This window comes from Fodinisporobacter ferrooxydans, from assembly GCF_022818495.1.
GTDB lineage: Bacteria > Bacillota > Bacilli > Tumebacillales > MYW30-H2 > Fodinisporobacter > Fodinisporobacter ferrooxydans.
Genome location: NZ_CP089291.1, coordinates 4395248 through 4415955 on the forward strand (window position 1 = coordinate 4395248; position 20708 = coordinate 4415955).

Below are 20708 nucleotides of genomic sequence, written 5' to 3' on the forward strand. Positions count from 1 at the left end.
CATGGCAAAACATATACTCATTTTGGGCGGCGGATATGGCGGGTTGTTAAGCGCATTGACAGCACGCGAATACCTCACTGCCGACGAGGCTGCTATCACATTGGTGAATCGGGTTCCGTCACACCAAATCATTACGGAACTCCATCGGTTGGCTGCCGGCACCCTGTCAGAGAAAGCTGTAGCATTGCCATTGGATAAATTATTGCGCGGCAAAAACATAAACTTGAAAATTGGAACTGTGCAGGAAATTACGCCAAATGAGCATAGCGTATCCCTCGCTGACGGTTCGAAATTGACGTATGATTTACTTGTAGTCGCACTTGGCAGCGAAACGGCATTCTTTGGCATCCCGGGCCTTCAAGAGCATAGCTTTGTTTTAAAATCCATACACGATGCCAATCGCATCCGCGAACACATTGAAGCGCGAATCAAGGATTACAGCAAAACAAAAAATAAAGCGGACGGTACGATTGTTGTCGGGGGCGGCGGTCTCACAGGCATTGAGCTGGTCGGTGAAATTGCAGATGTGCTGCCGCAGCTATGTCTGAAATATGGGATCGACCGCAATGAAATTTCCCTGTTGAACGTAGAAGCAATGCCTTCCATTCTGACAGGTTTTGCACCCGAGTTGATTGCCCGTGCCCAATCGAGTTTGCAGGCTCGCGGCGTGCAATTTTTGACCGGCGTGCCGATTACACAGATGGAAGAGTCTCTCGTACATTTAAAAGATGGCACTGTCATTGAAACGAAGACATTGGTTTGGACAGGTGGCGTTCAGGGCAATCCCGTTGTAGCGAATTCCGGAATTGAAGTCAATCGCGGACGTGCTACGGTAAACGCCTATCTGCAATCTACATCCCACAAAGACGTATTCTTGGCTGGCGACAGTGCGGTTGTGTTCGCTCCGGGAAGTGAACGTCCATACCCGCCTACCGCACAAATTTCCTGGCAAATGGGTGAAACGGTCGGCTACAACATGTTTGCGTATCTCAAAGACAGCACAATGCAAGAGTTTCAACCGGTCTTTTCCGGAACATTGGCAAGCTTGGGCAGAAAAGATGCCATTGGAACAGTCGGTTCGAATCAAATCCGCCTCAAGGGCAAGCCAGCATCGCTCATGAAGGAAGCGAGCAATATGCGTTACTTGTCACACATTCGCGGCCTGTTTACATTGGCATACTAAACAGCATGCCAAGCCTAACTTAAGTTTCGATAAACGTTTGCAAAAAGAAAGGGAGCGATTTGATGAAAATCATTCGCTTACCCTCTCTTTTGGTAATACATATTACATTTGAAACTCCATTTGACTGAACTTCCTGCAAGAAATCAATCAGCCATAAGAAAGCATTCGATCAGACATTCTTTACCTTTGTTTATATTCTTTCACTTTCTTTACCTTTCAATTTTCCGCCTTTTTGCCCTGGTTTTTTCACTTTGATAGAATGCAGGTCAATATCATCGTTTTTCCAAGATATCGTTAGCGTTTCTCCCTTTTGCAGCATCCAGACTTCTGCGACGAATTCGGATTCTTGCAATTCGATGCCTTTTACACCTTTGCTTTGTTTCTTTTGGATCGAAAGACTTTCCGTTGCAAATTTTAAAGCGTTCGAGTGATTCGTAAGCAATACCACTTGTTCGCCATAACTGGATTGGACGAGTTTTACAGACACGACTTCATCCCCGTCATCCAGTTTGGTTGCGGCAATGAAACTGCGGTTGCTGTCAAACTCCACACCCGCTACAACTTTCACCATTCCACGCTTTGTCACAAACAACCATTGATTCGACAGGAGCTCTTCAACGCTTCCCATCCATACGACACTCTCGTCTTTGGAAATTTTAAAGATCGTATCCAACGGCACCCCTTTGTCCTTCATTTTGCCTTTTGGCAAACTCATTGTTTTCGTCTGACAAAAGTTCCCCTTGCTCGTAAGAAAGCCGACTTTGCCGATGTTGAGAGCTGAACAGGCAAACGAAAATTCTTTTTGGGTATCCTCCCCTGACCGTTTGTAGTTCGCAACATCGGTTGTTTTCACATACCCGAAGCGATCCACTAATACAATCCATTCTTCTTCTTTGATTTCTTCCACATAGTCTGCCGTCTCAATATCCACGATTTCCGTTTTTCGCTTGCTCCCGAATTGTTTTTTGATGGCTGTCAAATATTCTTTAATGGTTCCCAGCAACACATCTTCTTTTGTTACAATGTCTTCATACGATTGAATGTGTTTCAATGTTTCGTCCAATTCTTCGCTGACCTGATGGACTTCCAACTGAATCAAATTTTGCAGCCGCATGCCTAAAATGGCGTCCACCTGCCGTTCCGTGAAGGCAAGTTTTGCCGCTTCTTTTTCGGCGCGTTTGCTCTTAAACCGAATCCCTTCAATGGCGCCATGCATCAGGCAAGCGCGGACCATTTTTACATCGCGGCTTCCCCGCAGCACTTCGATGATCGTATCGATCACATCAATCGCCCGCAATAAGCCAAGCAATACTTCTTGACGGTCTTTTGCCTTTGCCAGCAAATGATTGTATTTTTTGAGCGTAATTTCTCTCTGGAATTCCACAAAATAATGAATCATTTCCTTCAGCGTTGGGGTCATCGGCGCCCCATCGACAAGACACAGCATATTGACGGACAACGTATCTTCCAGTGGAGTTTTCTTGTACAGCTTATTCAAGAAGTTTTCGATGTTTACGCCCCGTTTGACTTCCAAAACAATGCGAATCCCATCTTTCGAAGATTCATCCCGTATATCGGACAATTCATCGAGCTTTCGATCTCTTGCCATTTCGTAAATTTTTTCAATATGCCGGCTCTTATTGCCCGACCAAGTAAACGGAACTTCCGTAATCACAAGATTCGTTTTTCCATATCCCGTATCTTCCTCTTCAATCTTTGCCCGAATCCGAACGGTTCCTCTTCCTTTTTCATAGATGGATGAAAGCTCACTCTTATTTGTAATGATGCCTCCCGTCGGAAAATCGGGTCCTTTCACATGCTTCATCAATTTCGCAAGCGAAACAGAAGGGTCTTTGATATATTCAATAACCGCCTGGATCACTTCCGTCAAATTATGCGGCGGGATGTATGTTGCCATCCCGACTGCAATGCCGTCCGCACCGTTTACTAATAAATTGGGAAATTTGGCAGGAAGCACAACAGGCTCTTCGTCATAATTATCAAAGTTCGGTTGCGTATCCACGACATTGTACTTGATGTCCTGTAAAAGTTCGAGTGCGATCAGGGACAGCTTTGCTTCCGTGTACCGCATGGCCGCCGCGGAATCCCCATCGATCGAACCAAAATTTCCGTGCCCGTCAATCAATGGAGCCATCATGCTAAAATCTTGGGACAAACGGACAGCCGCATCATAAATGGCAGCATCGCCGTGTGGATGATACTTTGACATGGTTTCCCCGACAAACTTGGCACTTTTCCGATATGGACTGGATGGGTGCAAGCCCATTTCATGCATCGCATATAACACGCGCCGATGAACCGGCTTCAAGCCATCGCGCACATCCGGCAATGCCCGATCGACAATCACGCTCATGGCATAATCCACATAGGATTGTTTCATTTCATCCTGATACTCTACTGGTATAATCCGTTCAACCACCATTTCCTATCCTCTCTGTTCATTCGTATGTATAAAAAGAAAGCAAGGGATCACGCCTTGCCGGGTTTCCTTCCGTTATCGATCCATCGCTTATAGAGGATGTTCAAAAAGTAGTCAAAACTCCACGGCGGATTGCTTTGCCGAATCCCAAAAAGGCTTACTCATGTACCAGACACGTACACTCCGTCGCCTTTTCGTGCTTCGGCTTCACACTCCTTGTGTCTTACTTAACCACTTTTTGAACACGCACTTATAGATCGATGTTTGCATACTTGGCATTTTGCGTAATAAACTCACGGCGAGGCGGAACTTTGCTGCCCATGAGAATATTCGTGATATCATCCGCTTGCACCGCATCTTCAATACAGACTTGTTTGAGCAGGCGGGTCTTTGAATTCAAGGTTGTTTCCCATAATTGATCCGGGTTCATTTCGCCCAACCCTTTATACCGTTGCAAGGCAAATTTCTTTTGACCGATTTTTTTCCGATATGCTTCCAGTTCCCGATCATCGTACAGATACGATACGTCTTTTCCGCTTGTCACCATGTATAAAGGCGGCATCCCGATATAGATGTATCCTTCATAAATCAATTCCGGCATATACCGGTAGAAGAATGTGAGCAGCAATGTCCGAATGTGACTTCCATCCACGTCAGCATCTGTTAAAATGACGATTTTGTGATACTTTGCCTTTCTGATATCAAAGTCATCGCCCAATCCCTCGCCGAATCCGCATCCCAACGCAGTAATGAGCGATGCCACCTCGACATTCTCGATGATTTTCGCCAAGGTGCTTTTCTCTACATTCATGATCTTCCCTTTAATCGGCAAAATGGCTTGGGTTTTTCTGTCTCTTGCCAGTTTTGCGGTCCCTCCGGCGGAATCCCCTTCTACGATGTACAATTCGCATTCTTCCGGTTTTCTGCTTTGACAAGCGGCAAGTTTGCCATTGCTTGTCATCGTTGAAGCTTTCGCTAAAAACCCTTCCCGCGCTTTTTCTTCCACTTTTCGCAGCTTCAAGGATTTTACGGCATTATCCAGAATGGTTTTCAATATTTCCAGATTGCGGTCAAAGAACAACGGCCCTTCTGTTGCTACAATTTCATCAACGGCTCCACGTACATCCGAGTTATTCAATTTTGTTTTCGTTTGCCCTTCATATTGTGGATTCGGATGCTTGACTAAAACGATTGCCGCAATGCCGTTGCGTACATCTTTTCCGTCAAAGTTATCATCTTTTTCTTTCAATACGCCTAGTTCTCTCGCGTATTGATTCAAAATACGGGTAAGTGCTGTCTTAAAGCCGCTGACATGATACCCGCCCTCAATCGTATTGATGTTGTTGCAAAAGGATAGAATCGATTCCGTATACTCATTGGTATATTGAAATGCAATTTCAACCCCAATATCCGATGATTCTCCTGTCAGATAGACAACATCTTTATGCAGCACATCTTTGGTTTTGTTCAACTCACGAATAAAGCCGGCAATACCATCCTTTTCATAAAACTGGACAGTCTCTCCGCTCGCTTCCTCCGTGAAGCCAAGCACCAAACCTTTGTTGAGATACGCCAACTCTTTCATGCGCTTTTTGATTATATCCGGTTTAAATTCCACCGTTTCAAAGATCGCATCATCCGGCATAAATGTAACGGTTGTGCCCGTTTGATCCGTCTTTCCGACTGCCGGAAGCAAGCCTTTTTTCAACTCAACCACCGGATGCCCGCCGTTTTCAAAACGATCCCGATAGATCTTTCCTCCGCGATGGATCTCCACATTCATCCACTTGGATAGGGCATTCACGACAGATGCACCTACACCGTGCAGCCCCCCTGCTGTCTTATAGTTTATATTGTTGAATTTGCCTCCTGCATGCAGTACCGTATATACAATACGTGCAGCAGACATGCCCATTTTTGCATTCATTTCTACAGGAACGCCGCGCCCATTGTCTTGCACAGTCAACGAGCCATCTTTATTCAAGCGCACATCAATGCGCGTACAAAACCCTGCCAAATGCTCATCTACCGCATTGTCGATGATTTCCCAAACACAGTGATGAAGTCCCTTTGCATTGGTGCTGCCTACATACATCCCAGGCCGAACTCGCACGGCTTCCAAACCTTCCAACACAACAATAGAATCGCCTGAATACTCTTGACTCATATGCGTATGACTCCTTTTTGCAATTGCTAAACTTCACAAAGACACTTTTCGTATCTGACTGAATGGTAACAGTATACCAAACCTGATAGCGGAAAGTATTCATTCTATCAGCGTATAGTATACTATTAAACTGTTTTCTTGATCCCGTGCAACAAAATATCAACCATTTCCTGAATATCCGTTTTTTCATCACTTTCTTCTGGAAAGGCATGTGCAAAGAATAAATAGCCAAGCATCGTCGAAAAGATCGCACGCGTCACGGCATGGATCGGAAGTTCTCGAAATTCCCCTGCCTGCATGCGTTCTTGCACGAATTGTCCGCCGAGAATTCGCGCTTGCCGAGCGATATTTTCAATCAGCGCTTCCATAATTTCCGGATGAATTTGCGCTTCCTGTAAAATGATTTTGATGCGCGGCCAGTTTTCGTTAAACAGTTGAAACCGATTTGCAAACAATTCTTCCAGGACAAGCGCAGCAGATTTTTCCGACTCGCCGATAATTCGCTTCGGATCTTTCAGAATCATGGGTGTTGCAAATTTGATAAACATCGGTGCGACAAGGGCATAAAGCAAATCCTTTTTGGTTTTGAAATGACGAAAAATGGTACCTTCCGCTACCTCTGCCTTTTTGGCGATTTCACTCGTGGAACTTGCATGAAATCCTTTTTCCGCAAACAACTGAACTGCCGCTTGCAGAATCCGACGCTGTTTTTCCGTCATTTTCTGTTCGCTTTTTAGAGAATTCAACATCTCTTCAATGGTCGAGTCAAAAACATTCCGATTTTCGATAGGAATCATTCCTCTCAAGCTGAATACGTCTCCCGCAGTTCTGTTCGATTCCAGTTTCCTATTCCAGTTTCTTGCGAAACCGCATGATGGCGGCAAGACAAACCAATAAAGTAAATACGGACAATGACAAGGTTTCCCGCCACAGTATATCGATTCCAATTCCTTTCAAAAAAATTCCCCGCAGAATTTGCAAAAAATACGTGAGCGGAATCAATCCGCCGATCCACTGTATGACAAGGGGCATCGTTTCCCGCGGGAACATGAAGCCGGACAGCAGGACACTCGGCAACAGAAACGCAAATGCCATTTGCATCGCCTGCAACTGCGTCTTGGCAATGGTAGAAATCAGGATTCCGATCGCCAATGTCGTCACGAGGAACAGTCCGCTTAAAGCAGTCAACAAACCGATGCTTCCTTTTACAGGAACGCCAAACCAAAGGATTCCCGTGGCCAATACGATCACGAACGAAAACAAACCAATTCCAACATACGGCACTAATTTGCCGAGAATCAGCTCGCTTGGACGCACCGGAGTCACGATCAACTGCTCCATGGTTCCCCGTTCTTTCTCCCGGACAAGGGCAAATGCTGTCAAAATGACCGTTACGTTTTGCATAATCAGTCCGATCAAAGCCGGGATATTAAAAATCAGACTTTTCATATTCGGATTATAAAGCACGCGGACTTCCGCCTGCAAAGGTATCCTTGACATGATCAATCCTTGCCCATTCCGTATATTTTTCTGCAGGACGATCGCTTTATTTTGCGTAATCAACTGGGCATTGGAAACCGCTGTCCGTGCGGCATTCGGGTCTGTACCATCGACCAGAATCTGGATGGTAGCAGGTTCTCCCGTATCCAGCTTGTAACTATAGTCTTTGGGAATCACGATACCTACCTTGATTTTGCCTTGATCCATCAACGATTGCAAACTGTCATACCCTTCGACCGAATACAGCTGGTCAAAATACAGCGTATTTGTAAACTCTTTGATCAGTTCGCGGCTGTCTTGGGTTTTCGCCTGATCCCAGACACCTGTGGGCAGATGATTCACATCCGTATTGACCGCATATCCGAACAACAGGATCATAAAAATCGGCATGAAAATCGCAATCATCAGGCTTGCACGGTCTTTGCGGAGTTGCAGGAACTCTTTTTTTACAATGGCACGGAAACGGGAAAATGAAAAACTCGCGAACGGCCTAGCCATGTGTCGAGCCACCCCCAAGAAATTCCTGATTCTCCTGGGATTGCACCAACTGGACAAACAAATCATCAAGTGTAGCCACTTGCGCTACTTCCTTCAATGCCTTTGGTGCGCCTGTTATAAGCAATTTTCCAAAAAAGATAAAACTGATCTGATCGCAAGTTTCCGCCTCATCCATATAATGTGTGCTCACCAACACGGTAATGCCTTGTCGCGCCAACTGCCGGATGACATTCCAAAACAAACGCCGGGAAACCGGGTCCACGCCGGCTGTCGGCTCATCCAATATGAGCAGATCAGGTTCATGCAAGAGCGCACAAGCAAGAGCCAAACGCTGCTTCCATCCTCCTGACAAAGATCCGGACACTTGTTTCTCTCTGCCGGCAAGACCGGCCATTGCAATCAATTCTTCTTTTCTTTGTTTTGCTTTTGCCCCATGCAGGCCATAAATTCCCGCATAGAAATCAAGATTTTCTTTCACAGTCAGTTCCTCATACAGGCTGAATTTTTGCGACATGTAGCCGATCTTGTGCTTGATCCTCTCCGACTCTGTCAAAATATCATACCCCAATACCTGTCCTTTTCCCGATGAAGGCGTCAGGATTCCGCTCAACATCCGGATCACAGTCGATTTTCCCGACCCATTGGGGCCCAAAAATCCAACGATGCTTCCTTTGGCAATGGTCAGCGAGATATTGTCGACAGCCAGCAGATGACCGAACCGTTTGGTCAAATGTTCACAAGCAATGACGGGTAACTCTATCATCATTTGCCCCCCGCTTTCGTGCCAACAAACCGGACATCTGCAGGCATGCCTGGCTTCAATCGATCCAAGCCGTTTGTCAATTGAATCGTGACAGCAAAGACCATCTTCGTCCGTTCGTCTGGCGTTTGCACGTTTTTCGGTGTGAATTCTGCTGTGCTGGAAATTCGTGTCACCTTGCCCTGAAACATTTGGCTTGGATAGGCATCCACTGAGATAGACGCAGATTCTCCGACTTTCACCAGATTCAACTGCGCTTCCGGCACATATACAACAACTTTCAGATGGCCTGATTCCAAAAGTGTATAAAGGGTCGCACCCGGTTGGACAACCTCTCTATTTTCAACATCTTTTCGCAGGATGATTCCGTCCGCCGGCGCAAGAATCGTTGTTTTGGACTCATTCAATTCTGCAAGATCCAATTGACTATTGGCCTGTTCCACGTTTGCCAACAGGCCTTGCAGAACATGTTCTGTGCTTCCTGCTTTCAATAAGTCAAGTTTCGCCTGTGCCGCCTGTACGTTCGCATTTGCTGACTTCTCATTGTCGATGTCAGACTGTACTGCGTGTTGTGATTGTGTAATTTGAACATCCAACGCCTGGATTTGGGCATGTAAGTTGTCGACTTCTGTCTGTGCCTGATTGACAGCCTCCTGTACTGTGTCAACCTCTTGTTGTGACACAACATTTTGCTTATGCAGGGAAACCATTCGTTGCAGGCGGTCCTGTTGATATTGCAATGTTTTGTTCGCTCCATCCCACTTGCTTTCCAATGCTTGCTTATTGGCTGCAAGCATTTGGACTTGATCGTCGGATACATGCACCTGATTTTGTGACGCTTCTCTCATCGCCTGTGCAGTTTCTACATTTGCCAATGCCTGACGGATTTCTTCCGTCCTGGCACCTGCCTTTTTATCATCCAATTGGGCCTGTGCCGCATCGACGGCAGCCTTGGCTGCCTCAACTCCTATTCGATACGAGCGATCATCCAGTTTGGCAAGGGGTTGTGACGCTTTTACAAAAGCTCCTTCGTTCACGATCATGGTTTGAATCGTTCCCGGAAGTTCACTTTGGATCGGCATCTCCGTTCCTTCAATCGTTCCCGAATAAACGGTGGAAACCTGTTTTTGTTGGCAACCTGCCAGAAGAAATGGAATCATCAGACCCAATATAAGTCCTGCTTGTTTCATTTTCACTACCATCAACTCCATAAAATGAGTGATTACTCACTTTTAAAATATAGAATTGGATCGTAAATGTAAACAGAAAAATTTGTGACATTTAATAAGGAGAACATGGCTGGATTCATTCGAAACAAGGTTGGATTCATTCGAAAAAGATGGAACATTACAATCGAGGTTGGCTTAGAAGCTTATCGATACAAAATGAAAAGCTCCTTCTTTCGTAGCAAGGAGCTTCTATAAAAACAAATCCTGTTACTGTTTTGTCGGCATGCGCATGTCAAGCGCCTTGCTGTTCCAATCCCATATCCGCTTGGATCGATGAGTCGGCATTCGACTGAAATGTCATCACCACATTCCCGCTGCCGGAAGACTGTCCGTATGCCAGAAAATCCCCTCGGTATTCGCCATTCAACACACCCAGCAATAACGCCAGATGGCGCCCGCCGGACTCCACGCCTGCCGCCTTTGCATATTGAGAGAGCATTTCCCAGGCCAAATCAAGATTGCCGCTCGTCAAATATTCAATAAATTGATGATCGAGGGCCTGCTCGGCTACTGTCGGCATTTTTTCAGGACCTCTCACAAGGTTGTGTGCGAGCGCTCCGCTGGAAACAAATACGGCTCGTTTTTCACTTTCCCGCAACACCTTTCCGATCACCTGTCCCCACTTGTATGTCTCTTCAAGCGTGGCTGCCCAGGTCACAGACAGATCAATCACCGGTATATCTTCATGCGGCACCAGATACCGGAGCGGCACGACCGTTCCATAATCCCAGACATACGTAGGATCATTGACTTTCACGACTTGCAGACCCGCTTGTTGGCCGGATTCAGCCAATAACGAGGCCAGTTGGGCGTCACCCGGATATCGGTACGGAACGTTTGAAACCAGCTCCGGGCACTCGAATGCAGTCAATATCCCTTGATGTGTGGGTGTAGCATCCACAAAGTGGTGAAATGATGACATCCAGTGTGTCGAAACGATCACGACAACATCCGGCTTTACGCCATACAAGCTTTCTTTTGTCTGTTTAAGCGCTTTCACCAATGGCTTTTGGAAATCAGCCACCTGCTCTTCATGACAGATCCTTGGCGCATGAACGGTTAAAACAGCAAGTTCCAGCGACATTGTAAAACTCCCCCCAATATGCTTTAAACTCCAGCACTCCACGTTCTGGTATTCGCATATGTAGCACCACATCTGCTAAAACACATATGCAGCGCTACATATGTAAAAATTTTACATGCAACTACTTTCTATCCGGGTGATCCGATGCAGGAATCCCGCCGATTCCCCAATGGGTTTTCGGGATTTCTGTCACAAGTACGCGAATCCGCTCCTTCGGCGAATCCAGTGTAACGGAAACCGTTTCCGTTACATTCTCAATCAACTTTTTAATCGTTTCTTCCGATCTGCCTTGCATAATTTGTATATTGATCACCGGCATCCGAATTCCCCCCAAATCCCTCTAAACCACTAAAGTTCCTCTAAATCACTAAATTCTTACTCATTTACGGTGAATTGAACGGTTCCCAAACCGTCCAAAACAGCCGTTACAACATCCCCGATTGCCAACCGGTAGGCTTCTGACACGCCGCCGCTGAGAATGACATCGCCCGCCTTTACGGTTTGACCTTTACGTGCCAGCATATTGGCCAGCATCGCAATGGATTCTGCCGGATGACCCAATACGGCTGCACCTGCTGCCTGATCCTTCAGTTCTCCATTGATCCGAAGTGTCACACCTACGAGGTCCAGCTCCAAATCCCCTGGGCGAGTCAGTCGATCTCCAAATATCACCCGTGACGAAGAGGCGTTGTCAGCAATGACATCCGGCAACGTGAATTTAAAATTTTTGTACCGGCTGTCGATAATTTCAACTGCCGGCAGCACGTATTCGGCAGCTTCCAATACTTGCTCTTTGGTAATCCCCGGGCCTTTCAGATCTTTTCCCATGACAAACGCAATCTCTGCTTCCGCTTTGGGATGGATCAAATCCGCCATCGAGATCGAAGCATGGTTCGGCACTTGCATATAATCGAAAATGTATCCGTAAATCGGTTCTGCGACGTTCATTTGCCGCATTTTTGCCTGACTTGTCAATCCCATTTTTGGCCCGACAATCCGGTGCCCCAAACCGCATTTGAGGGATACCAGCTCTTCCTGTATGCGGTAGCCATCTTCCACGGAAAGATGCGGATGATCCTGCGTAATCCGGATCACTTCCCGCTTCTCCACTTCCGCCTGATGCAAACATTCTGCCAACGATTGATAATTGACTTCTGCCATCGCCAAATCCTCCTCTAACGAACAGCCGCTTCCAGATTTCGCTTTGCAATCTCGGCAGCCACATCCACGATCATATCTTCTTGCCCGCCGACTACTTTTCGTTTGCCAAGTTCAATCAAAATATCGCGGGAATCGATATTGAATGTTTTGGCTGCCCGCTTGGCATGGAGCAAGAAACTGGAATAGACGCCCGCATAGCCAAGGACAAGACTGTCGCGCGTAATTTCCTGGGGCGCTTGTAAAATTGGCGCAACGATCTCTTCCGCCAGATCCATCATTTTGTAAATATCGATGCCCGTGGCGATTCCCAATCGATCCAGCACGCTTACAAGCACTTCTGTCTGCGTGTTGCCGGCACCTGCCCCCAAGCAGCGAACACTGCCGTCAATTCTCGTGGCGCCCTCTTCGATTGCGACCAAAGTATTTGCCATTGCTAATGATAAATTGTTGTGACCGTGAAAGCCGATATCAATCTGCAAATGCTGTTTCAGCGCGCGGATCCGCTCTCTGGCTTCATGCGGCAACAAAGCTCCCGCAGAATCCACCACATAGACGACGTCAGCCCCGTAGCTTTCCATCAGCTTTGCCTGCTCCACCAATGTTTCCGTTGGCGCCATATGTGACATCATCAAGAATCCAACCGTTTCCAGACCCAGTTCTTTCGATTTCGCGATATGCTGCGCAGAAACATCCGCTTCTGTCACATGTGTGGCAATCCGAGCCATTTTGACTCCGAGGTTCGCCGCCTCTTTTAACTCTTCAATCGTACCGATTCCAGGCAGCAGCAAAATTGCAATTTTCGCTTGCTTGCACACGGCAACGGCTGCTTCAATCAGCTCCATTTCATTCGTTCGGGACAATCCGTATTGCAGCGACGATCCTGCCAGACCATCCCCATGCGATACCTCGATATATGGCACATTTGCTTCATCGAGCGCTTTCGCCACTCGTGTCACTTGATCGACCGTATACTGATGGGCAATGGCGTGACTGCCATCCCGCAATGCCACTTCTGTTATGAGTACATCCCGTTTGCTTGACATGTTGCGAATCTCTCCTTTCTTCTTTTAACTCACGGCTTGTGCGAGCCTGTGCTTGGCAAACTCTTCCGCTACCTTGACTGCAGCGGCTGTCATAATGTCCAAATTCCCGGAATATTTGGGCAAATAATCCCCTGCACCTTCTACTTCGAGGAACACGGTGACTTTATTCCCGTCAAAAATCGGTTCGGTCCTCAGACGATAGCCCGGCACATAGGATTGCACCGTTTCTGCCATGGCGAAAATGGAGTTTGCAATGGCATCCTTGTCTAACCGTTCTTCTTCCACCAGAGCGTACACCGTATCGCGCATGAGAATGGGAGGCTCGGCAGGATTGAGGATGATAATTGCCTTACCTTTTTTTGCTCCGCCGATTTGTTCAATCCCGCGGGCCGTCGTTTGGGTAAACTCATCGATGTTGGCGCGGGTTCCCGGTCCTGCGCTTTTGCTGGAAATCGTCGCGACAATCTCCGCATACTTGACGGGACTGATCCGGTGAATCGCATGTACGATAGGAATGGTCGCCTGGCCGCCGCACGTGATGAGATTGATATTCGCTTCCTCAATATGCGCTCCCAGGTTTACAGGCGGCACGACAAAGGATCCGACAGCGGCTGGCGTCAGATCGAGCGCCAGCTTTCCGGCTTCCCGCAGTGCCTTTGCATGGCGAATATGAGCTTTTGCGGATGTGGCGTCGAACACGATATCGGCAAGCTCCGGACGCTCCAAAAATCCCCTGATTCCTGTGTCGATCACTTCCAATCCGAGCTTTTTGGCACGCGCCAATCCATCGGATTCGGGATCGATTCCAATCATTGTCGTCATTTCCAACACAGTCGAACACTGCAATTTCATCATTAAGTCAGTTCCTATATTTCCGGAGCCAAGAACGGCTACTTTTACTTTTGACATGTTGATCACTCCCATCGGCGGATATTGTATCGGACATCAACTCGAAAAACGAACACCTGCTTCTCCCAGATGTGCAAAACGCGCCTGGAAGGAATCCCCCGGTTCTGCATTGATGGCAGCAGAAAGCGCTCCAGATAAAATGACTTCCCCTGCTTTTAGGGAAATGCCAAACTGCGCGACGGCGTTCGCCAACCAGGCTACGCAGTTTGCCGGATGGCCCAAAGCGGCAGCTCCTGTCCCCGTATTCATGATTTGACCGTTTTTATAGAAAACCATTCCCATTTGTGCAAGATCCAGCTTGTCAACAGAAAGACGAGTATGTCCCAATACATACAAACCGGATGACGCGTTGTCTGCTATCGTATCTTGCAGCCGAATCTTCCAGTCTTGAATTCTGCTGTCTACGATTTCCAGAGCCGGCGCCACGTAATCGGTCGCCAATAAAACGTCCAAAGGGGTGACATCCGGTCCGGTCAAGTCTTTCTTTAATACAAAGGCGATTTCCGCTTCCACTTTCGGCTGCAGAACGCGTGAAAAAGGAATTTCCCCATTCGCATCGACCGCCATTTCATCAAGCAGATGTCCATAATCCGGCTGGTCGACGCCTAATAATTTCTGCATGGCTAGTGAAGTCAGTCCGATTTTTTTCCCGACGATTCGTTGTCCTTGCTCCATTTTCCTTTGAATGGTGAGCAATTGAACCTGATATGCCTGCTGTACTGTGATTTCTCGATCCAGTTCCGTCAGGGGTGCGACACCCCTGCGGTCTGCTTCTGCCTTTGCCAGATGATCGGCAAATCGAATGGTTGTTTCGTCAAACATCTTTCCCAATGGTTCCCCCTCCAGTAACGGTTTCCTATAACCCTTTACAACTTAATGCAAATATTGGTTAGTTCGGAAAAGAATTCGAAACTGTGCATGCCGCCTTCACGGCCAATCCCGCTTTGCTTCATACCGCCAAACGGTGTGCGCAGATCACGCAAAAACCAGGTGTTCACCCAGACGATTCCGGCTTCGATTTGGCCTGCTACGCGATGCGCCCGGCGCAAATCATTCGTCCAGATCGATGCGCTCAATCCATAATGAGTATCATTCGCCTGTGCAATCACTTCTTCCTCCATATCAAAAGGAAGAATTGTCACAACAGGTCCAAATATTTCTTCGCGGACGACTCGACAATTTCGATCTAATCCGGTAATAATAGTCGGCTCCAGATAGTATCCTTTCTCCAATCCTGCCGGGCGTTTGCCGCCTGTTTCGATCACTCCGCCTTCTTCAATGGCCAATTCCAGATAACGATTGACGCGATGATAATGTTCCTCGCCGATCAGCGCTCCTACTTTTGTTTGCGGATCAAAAGGATCCCCTACGACCAGCTCTTTTGTTTTGGCAACAAATTTCTCCAGGAATTCCTCATAAATCGGACGTTCGACATAAATGCGGGATCCGCAGAGACATACTTCTCCCTGATTGATAAAACTGGACTTGAGAGTTGTTTCAATGACTTCATCGATGTTGGAATCGGCAAAAATGATATTCGGATTTTTTCCGCCCAGTTCATAGGAGAGTCGTTTCAACGTCTTCGCAGCAGCTTCCATAATGATTTTTCCAGTCACTGTCTCACCGGTAAACGAGATTGCGTTTACATCCGGATGTTCTGTAAGGGCAGAACCGGCAGAATTCGGACCAAAGCCATGAACGATGTTGACAACACCGTCCGGAACTCCTGCATCACGACAAATTTCTCCGAGCAGCGTTGCAGTCATAGGCGTGAGTTCTGCCGGCTTCATCACACAAGTGTTGCCTGCTGCCAGACAAGGCGCCAATTTCCATGTCAACAATAAGAGCGGCAAATTCCATGGGTTGATTAATCCGACCACTCCGACAGGACGGCGAACGGAGTAATTGATCGCCACATCATCCGTTTGGTATGCTTCGGTTCCCACCGCTCTCATATAATCCGCAAAAAAATGAAAATTGTAAGCGGCCCGCGGGATATCCACACTGCCGGTCAGCCAATAGGGCTTCCCTGTATCCAACGATTCCAACGCCGCCAGTTCTTCTTTCCGTTCCAGAATCAGATCTCCGACTTTTCGCAAAATCCCGGCTCTTTCATGAGCGGTCATTTTCTTCCAAGGTCCCTGCAATGCTCGTCTTGCCGCTGCAACCGCCAAGTCAATTTCTTCTTTCCCGCCCTCGGCGACTGTGCCGAGCACTTCTTCGGTGGCAGGATTGATATTTTCGAAAACGTTCCCATTGATGGAATCCATATAGTTTCCATTAATGAAATGTAAACTGTCGATTGCTTTTCTTTTTGTCACCGTGATCTCTTGCTGTTCTGTCTGCATATACTGGATCCTCCTCAACTTTTTCCAAATGTTCATTCCAAAGGGTAACTACCGGAATTTTTATGCAAAAAATCTCTTGCATTCATATTAGATTCCTATCGTTCACTATACAAGACCGTAGTTCTTATATATGGAACATAACTGCGGTTTATCTGATTTTTTATTGTCTGATTATTGAGTTTACTGATTTTTGTTTTGTAGATTTGCGAAGCCTAGACTTTGACGAGTCGGAAAAGACAGGGCGCTTCATGGTTGTCTCCTGGTTGGGTTTGACCATACACCTGATCTTTCAATGTTCAATTTCCGAAAACGTGCCGTACTGCTGTGCTACTCCATGGAGAGCGCATCTTTGCCGACATGCAATGCCATTACTTTTGCCGGCGCTGTTTCCTTCAGGCCGAACGCTACAAAACCGCTGATCAACGCTCCCGCAAACGCAATCCACAAAGGTGCCTGCAAACCAAAGGAGTCTGCCGCAAATCCGGCAATCGACGGAGCTATGGTTCCTCCGACAAGCTCTCCGACCAACTGTGTCATCGCAACGGCGGAAGCTGCATATTTGAAAGGCAAAGACTCGCCGGGGATCACAGCCATAAACAGCGGGAAGCACCCCTGCCCGACCGTCGTCAGGAAACCCAATAGCATCATCACCGCTACCGAACCATGAATGACCGCAAAACATAGCGGTGACAACGCCGCTATCAGGGAAAAAACGATGAGCGTCGGTTTTCTGCCGAATTTGTCGGAAATGGCCGGACCCACAAATCCCCATACAAACGATCCAAAGCCGATCGCCGCCATAATCAGCCCCATTTCTTCCGGCTTGAATTTGTCTACTGTCGTCAAATAAATCGGTGCGAATGTAGTAAATACAAACAGCCACGCCATGAAAAACGCTGAGATAATGGTACAAATCCAGGTATTGCGATTCCGATAAACGATTGTAAATTCCTTAAAACCGCTTCTTTCATGAACATGACCGTTGTCCGCAGATAGTTTCGGCTCTTTCATGTATTTGAACAAGATGAAAAACATGATGATGCCCGGAATCCCGACAAGATAAAACGCACTGTGCCAGGAGTAACGGGTCGCAAAAGCGGTTACAAGAATCGGCGTCAAGGTTGCTCCGATCAACCCGATTGAGCTTTGAACAAAACCGAGATTAAATCCGCGCCGTTCGGGAGATGAATCTGCGATCACGCTGGCTTGGGCGATGGGAAGCACAGGACCTTCCGACAATCCCATCAGTCCGCGAATCAAAACCATAGTAACGAAGGACTTTGTCAACCCGGACAAGAAAGAAAACAAGGAGAATAAAAGCGTAATCGGCAGCAATACTTTCTTGCGGGAACCGGATATGTCGGAAATGGAACCGAATACCCATCCGGAAATAGCCCAACAGATTGACAACATCGATACAATCAATCCGATTTGGCCGTTATTCAGCTTCAGGTCAGGTGCAATAAACGGAAAAAGGAAAACAACGCTTAATCGTTCCATAAATACAAAACCAAAAGTAAAAAACATCATCAGAACGATTCCGTTTTCATAGCGAAAAAATGAACGTTTTGCATTTGTTTGCATGAATACTCCCCCTAAACCATTTTTCGATTTGTTTTGACTTGTTTTGGCTTTTGCGACACATGGAAATGCTGATGGAATGGTGCAAAATTGATCTTTGCCGATCGCATTGATCTTTGCTCACCGCAGCAGCAGGTAAACGCTTTCATAAATTAAAAACATCACACCTTTGGAAAGCAAGTATTCTTTCACACCAAATCAGTCATACCAAGTCGATCGTACCAAATCGATGTCTGTATCATTTCTTGAACACCACCTTTCCGATTCAATCGTTCGAATATTCTTTTTGCTTTTGCTGTCATATTACCCCTTTCATGTTGCATATGTAAGTGTACTGTTCTTATATACGCAACAAATGGGTAAATTTTATAAAATTTGTCTCATCATTCTTCTTGATTTGCAGGATCGGAGTATGATTTGGCTTCTCTAAGTGTCCAACCCTCATACAAAATCGAACTACTATGTTATGATAGAATTGTGAATCGGAAGCAAACGTATTGCGCCAAGATCGTAGTTTTTCTCATTAAATCAGGTATAGCAGTCATGGAGGAATATAAGATTCTGATGAATAAAGTAAGTATGGAAGATATTATCGTAGCCAATCATGTACTAAAAGATGTGATTCGTCGAACCCCATTGCAAAAGAATAGTATTTTATCTGACCGTTATCATTGCAACGTGTATTTGAAACGGGAAGACCTTCAGGTTGTTCGTTCTTTTAAAATTAGAGGAGCTTATCATTTGATCCGCAATTTATCTGAAGAACAATGGAAAACCGGCGTAGTATGCGCCAGTGCGGGAAACCATGCACAAGGCGTCGCGTTTTCTTGTAATTTCCTGAAAATAAACGGAAAAATTTTTATGCCGTCTACAACCCCAAGGCAGAAAATCTCACAAGTGAAACTATTTGGCGGGCCCTATGTAGAAGTGATTCTGACAGGCGATACGTTTGATGATTCGTTTCATGAAGCGATGAAATATTGTACGGAACATCAAATGGTATTCGTCCACCCGTTTGACGATCCTGCCGTGATTGCAGGTCAAGGAACTGTGGGAATGGAAATCATGAACGAAATGGAAGAACCTGTCGATTTCGTATTTGGAAGTATTGGCGGGGGCGGTCTCATGTCTGGGGTCGGCACATACATTAAAGGAATCAGTCCTTCGACCCGGATCATCGGCGTCGAACCACAGGGAGCTCCGTCGATGCGGACATCTCTCGAAAAAAATGATGTCATTTCCCTGCCTGATATTGACAAATTTGTTGACGGAGCCGCCGTAAAACAGGTGGGACAGCTCACAATGGAAATATGCAAAAAGGTGGTTGACGATATCATCCTGGTCCCGGAAGGAAAAGTTTGCTCGACAATTCTTGAACTTTATAATGAAAATGCGATCGTTGCGGAACCGGCGGGAGCACTTCCGATTGCCGCACTCGACTTTTATCAGGATCAAATCAAAGGCAAAACCGTCGTTTGTATAATCAGCGGCGGCAATAACGATATTGACAGAATGCAGGAAATCAAGGAACGATCCTTAATCTATGAAGGACTCAAACATTATTTTGTCGTGAATTTCCCGCAGCGGGCCGGAGCCTTACGGGAATTTTTGGATCATGTACTGGGAGAAAATGACGACATCACCCGTTTTGAGTATACGAAAAAGAACAACAAGGATAACGGGCCGGCCCTTGTCGGAATCGAACTCAAGAATAAAGATGATTACCAGCCGTTAATCGATCGAATGAATGCAAACGGGGTGCAATACATGGAAATTAATCATGATCCGTATCTGTTTCATCTCTTGATTTAAAAACCGGAAAATGGTTGTGTGCAGCAAAAAAAGTTGTATTCAGCAAAAAAGGCATGCCAAACGGCATGCCATACCTTTTTTCTGCCAAGCATTCATTTTTTTCCACCAAACATTCACTTTTTATATCAAGCATTCACACTTGATAACGGTAACCGCTTGTCCTGCCATAAGAACCCTGTCTTCATTCAACTGAATTTTCAGTATGCCTCCGCGTTTCGAAGCTTGATACGCATAAAACTCATTTTTCTGCAACTTTTTGCTCCAATAGGGTGCGAGACAACAGTGAGCCGAGCCGGTGACAGGATCTTCATTGACTCCTACTGCCGGAAAAAAACACCTGGAAATAAAGTCGAATTCATCCGATTTGCTTGTTACGAGTACCCCTCTTGTTTGGATCTTTTCCAACAAAGAAAAATTAGGATTCAGATTTTTGAGCATGTCTTCGGATTCTATTTCAATTAAATAATCGAATCGATTTCGTCCCACGTAAATGGGATTTATCTGTAAAGCATCGATTAATTCCGCAGGATACCCGCACTCGGCTGCAGGTTCCGCAGGGAAATTGAGTTGAATCCATGCGCCATCCTTTTTCGCCGTCAAACGGCCGCTCTTTGTATAAAAATTCGCTTGCCCGTCGATTGGCAACACTTTCATTTCCCACAAAATATGAGCGCTCGCCAATGTTGCATGGCCACACAATTCAACCTCGGTGTTTGGCGTAAACCACCTCAGTGAATAACCATCTTGATGCGGAAACAAAAACGCTGTTTCAGAAAGATTCATTTCTGCGGCGATGTTTTGCATTTGAACATCATCAAGCGGGTCAGGCGTTAAACAGACAGCGGCCGGATTTCCTTTGAATGCTTTATCAGTGAAAGCATCAATCACATATATCGGCAGAGCCATGAATTCCCCTCCCAATTCCTCTTCCATACTTTTGGTATCATGGTTTCAAATACCGTTGCAAATGGAACATTCTTGCCGATTTGGCGG

The 20708-nt window shown here is 46.4% G+C and carries 17 protein-coding genes; 2 read left to right on the plus strand and 15 right to left on the minus strand.

Annotation, left to right across the window (positions count from 1 at the left end):
- The first annotated feature begins 1 nt into the window (after nucleotide 1).
- Nucleotides 2–1183: an NAD(P)/FAD-dependent oxidoreductase gene (locus LSG31_RS21125; protein ID WP_347437007.1), complete on the plus strand. Its 1182-nt coding sequence runs from the start codon at nucleotides 2–4 to the stop codon at nucleotides 1181–1183.
- Nucleotides 1184–1373: 190 nt separating this feature from the next.
- Here LSG31_RS21125 and LSG31_RS21130 read toward each other — a convergent pair whose 3' ends face one another.
- The 14 genes from LSG31_RS21130 to LSG31_RS21195 form a co-directional block, all read right to left on the minus strand.
- Nucleotides 1374–3626, minus strand: coding sequence for a DNA gyrase/topoisomerase IV subunit A (locus tag LSG31_RS21130; RefSeq protein WP_347437008.1), 2253 nt, complete (start codon nucleotides 3624–3626; stop codon nucleotides 1374–1376).
- Between the two features lie 247 nt (nucleotides 3627–3873).
- On the minus strand, nucleotides 3874–5790 hold the full coding sequence (locus LSG31_RS21135; RefSeq protein WP_347437009.1) for a DNA gyrase/topoisomerase IV subunit B: 1917 nt from the start codon (nucleotides 5788–5790) through the stop codon (nucleotides 3874–3876).
- A gap of 125 nt (nucleotides 5791–5915) precedes the next feature.
- The gene (locus tag LSG31_RS21140) at nucleotides 5916–6587 is read right to left on the minus strand and encodes a TetR/AcrR family transcriptional regulator (protein ID WP_347439575.1); all 672 of its coding nucleotides are present in this window, start codon (nucleotides 6585–6587) and stop codon (nucleotides 5916–5918) included.
- Between the two features lie 49 nt (nucleotides 6588–6636).
- A complete protein-coding gene (locus LSG31_RS21145; RefSeq protein ID WP_347437010.1) occupies nucleotides 6637–7788 on the minus strand; it encodes an ABC transporter permease in 1152 nt (383 codons plus the stop codon).
- A complete protein-coding gene (locus LSG31_RS21150) occupies nucleotides 7781–8551 on the minus strand; it encodes an ABC transporter ATP-binding protein (protein ID WP_347437011.1) in 771 nt (256 codons plus the stop codon). Before LSG31_RS21150 ends, LSG31_RS21145 begins: the two co-directional genes overlap by 8 nt.
- On the minus strand, nucleotides 8551–9738 hold the full coding sequence (locus LSG31_RS21155) for an HlyD family secretion protein (RefSeq protein WP_347439576.1): 1188 nt from the start codon (nucleotides 9736–9738) through the stop codon (nucleotides 8551–8553). The genes LSG31_RS21150 and LSG31_RS21155 overlap by 1 nt, the downstream gene beginning before the upstream one ends.
- Before the next feature lie 271 nt (nucleotides 9739–10009).
- Nucleotides 10010–10861, minus strand: a complete 852-nt coding sequence (locus tag LSG31_RS21160; RefSeq protein WP_347437012.1) for a DODA-type extradiol aromatic ring-opening family dioxygenase — start codon at nucleotides 10859–10861, stop codon at nucleotides 10010–10012.
- A 121-nt stretch (nucleotides 10862–10982) separates the two neighbouring features.
- The gene (locus tag LSG31_RS21165) at nucleotides 10983–11180 is read right to left on the minus strand and encodes a 4-oxalocrotonate tautomerase (protein WP_347437013.1); all 198 of its coding nucleotides are present in this window, start codon (nucleotides 11178–11180) and stop codon (nucleotides 10983–10985) included.
- 56 nt (nucleotides 11181–11236) lie between these two features.
- Nucleotides 11237–12022 carry a 2-keto-4-pentenoate hydratase gene (locus LSG31_RS21170; protein ID WP_347437014.1) on the minus strand — a complete coding sequence of 262 codons (786 nt, stop codon included), beginning with the start codon at nucleotides 12020–12022 and terminating at the stop codon, nucleotides 11237–11239.
- A gap of 14 nt (nucleotides 12023–12036) precedes the next feature.
- Nucleotides 12037–13065, minus strand: coding sequence for a 4-hydroxy-2-oxovalerate aldolase (dmpG, locus tag LSG31_RS21175; protein WP_347437015.1), 1029 nt, complete (start codon nucleotides 13063–13065; stop codon nucleotides 12037–12039).
- 24 nt (nucleotides 13066–13089) lie between these two features.
- Nucleotides 13090–13974 carry an acetaldehyde dehydrogenase (acetylating) gene (locus LSG31_RS21180; RefSeq protein ID WP_347437016.1) on the minus strand — a complete coding sequence of 295 codons (885 nt, stop codon included), beginning with the start codon at nucleotides 13972–13974 and terminating at the stop codon, nucleotides 13090–13092.
- Nucleotides 13975–14010: 36 nt separating this feature from the next.
- Nucleotides 14011–14796, minus strand: coding sequence for a 2-keto-4-pentenoate hydratase (locus tag LSG31_RS21185; RefSeq protein ID WP_347439577.1), 786 nt, complete (start codon nucleotides 14794–14796; stop codon nucleotides 14011–14013).
- A 44-nt stretch (nucleotides 14797–14840) separates the two neighbouring features.
- The gene (locus LSG31_RS21190; protein ID WP_347437017.1) at nucleotides 14841–16322 is read right to left on the minus strand and encodes an aldehyde dehydrogenase; all 1482 of its coding nucleotides are present in this window, start codon (nucleotides 16320–16322) and stop codon (nucleotides 14841–14843) included.
- Nucleotides 16323–16649: 327 nt separating this feature from the next.
- Nucleotides 16650–17906, minus strand: coding sequence for an MFS transporter (locus LSG31_RS21195; RefSeq protein WP_347437018.1), 1257 nt, complete (start codon nucleotides 17904–17906; stop codon nucleotides 16650–16652).
- Nucleotides 17907–18467: 561 nt separating this feature from the next.
- Between LSG31_RS21195 and ilvA the strand changes: the two genes are divergently transcribed.
- The gene (ilvA, locus tag LSG31_RS21200; RefSeq protein WP_347437019.1) at nucleotides 18468–19715 is read left to right on the plus strand and encodes a threonine ammonia-lyase IlvA; all 1248 of its coding nucleotides are present in this window, start codon (nucleotides 18468–18470) and stop codon (nucleotides 19713–19715) included.
- A gap of 120 nt (nucleotides 19716–19835) precedes the next feature.
- On the opposite strand, the gene LSG31_RS21205 is transcribed toward ilvA, so the two are convergent.
- Entirely contained in the window at nucleotides 19836–20621 is a 786-nt protein-coding gene (locus LSG31_RS21205; protein WP_347437020.1) for a PhzF family phenazine biosynthesis protein, read from the minus strand.
- Nucleotides 20622–20708 lie beyond the last annotated feature (87 nt).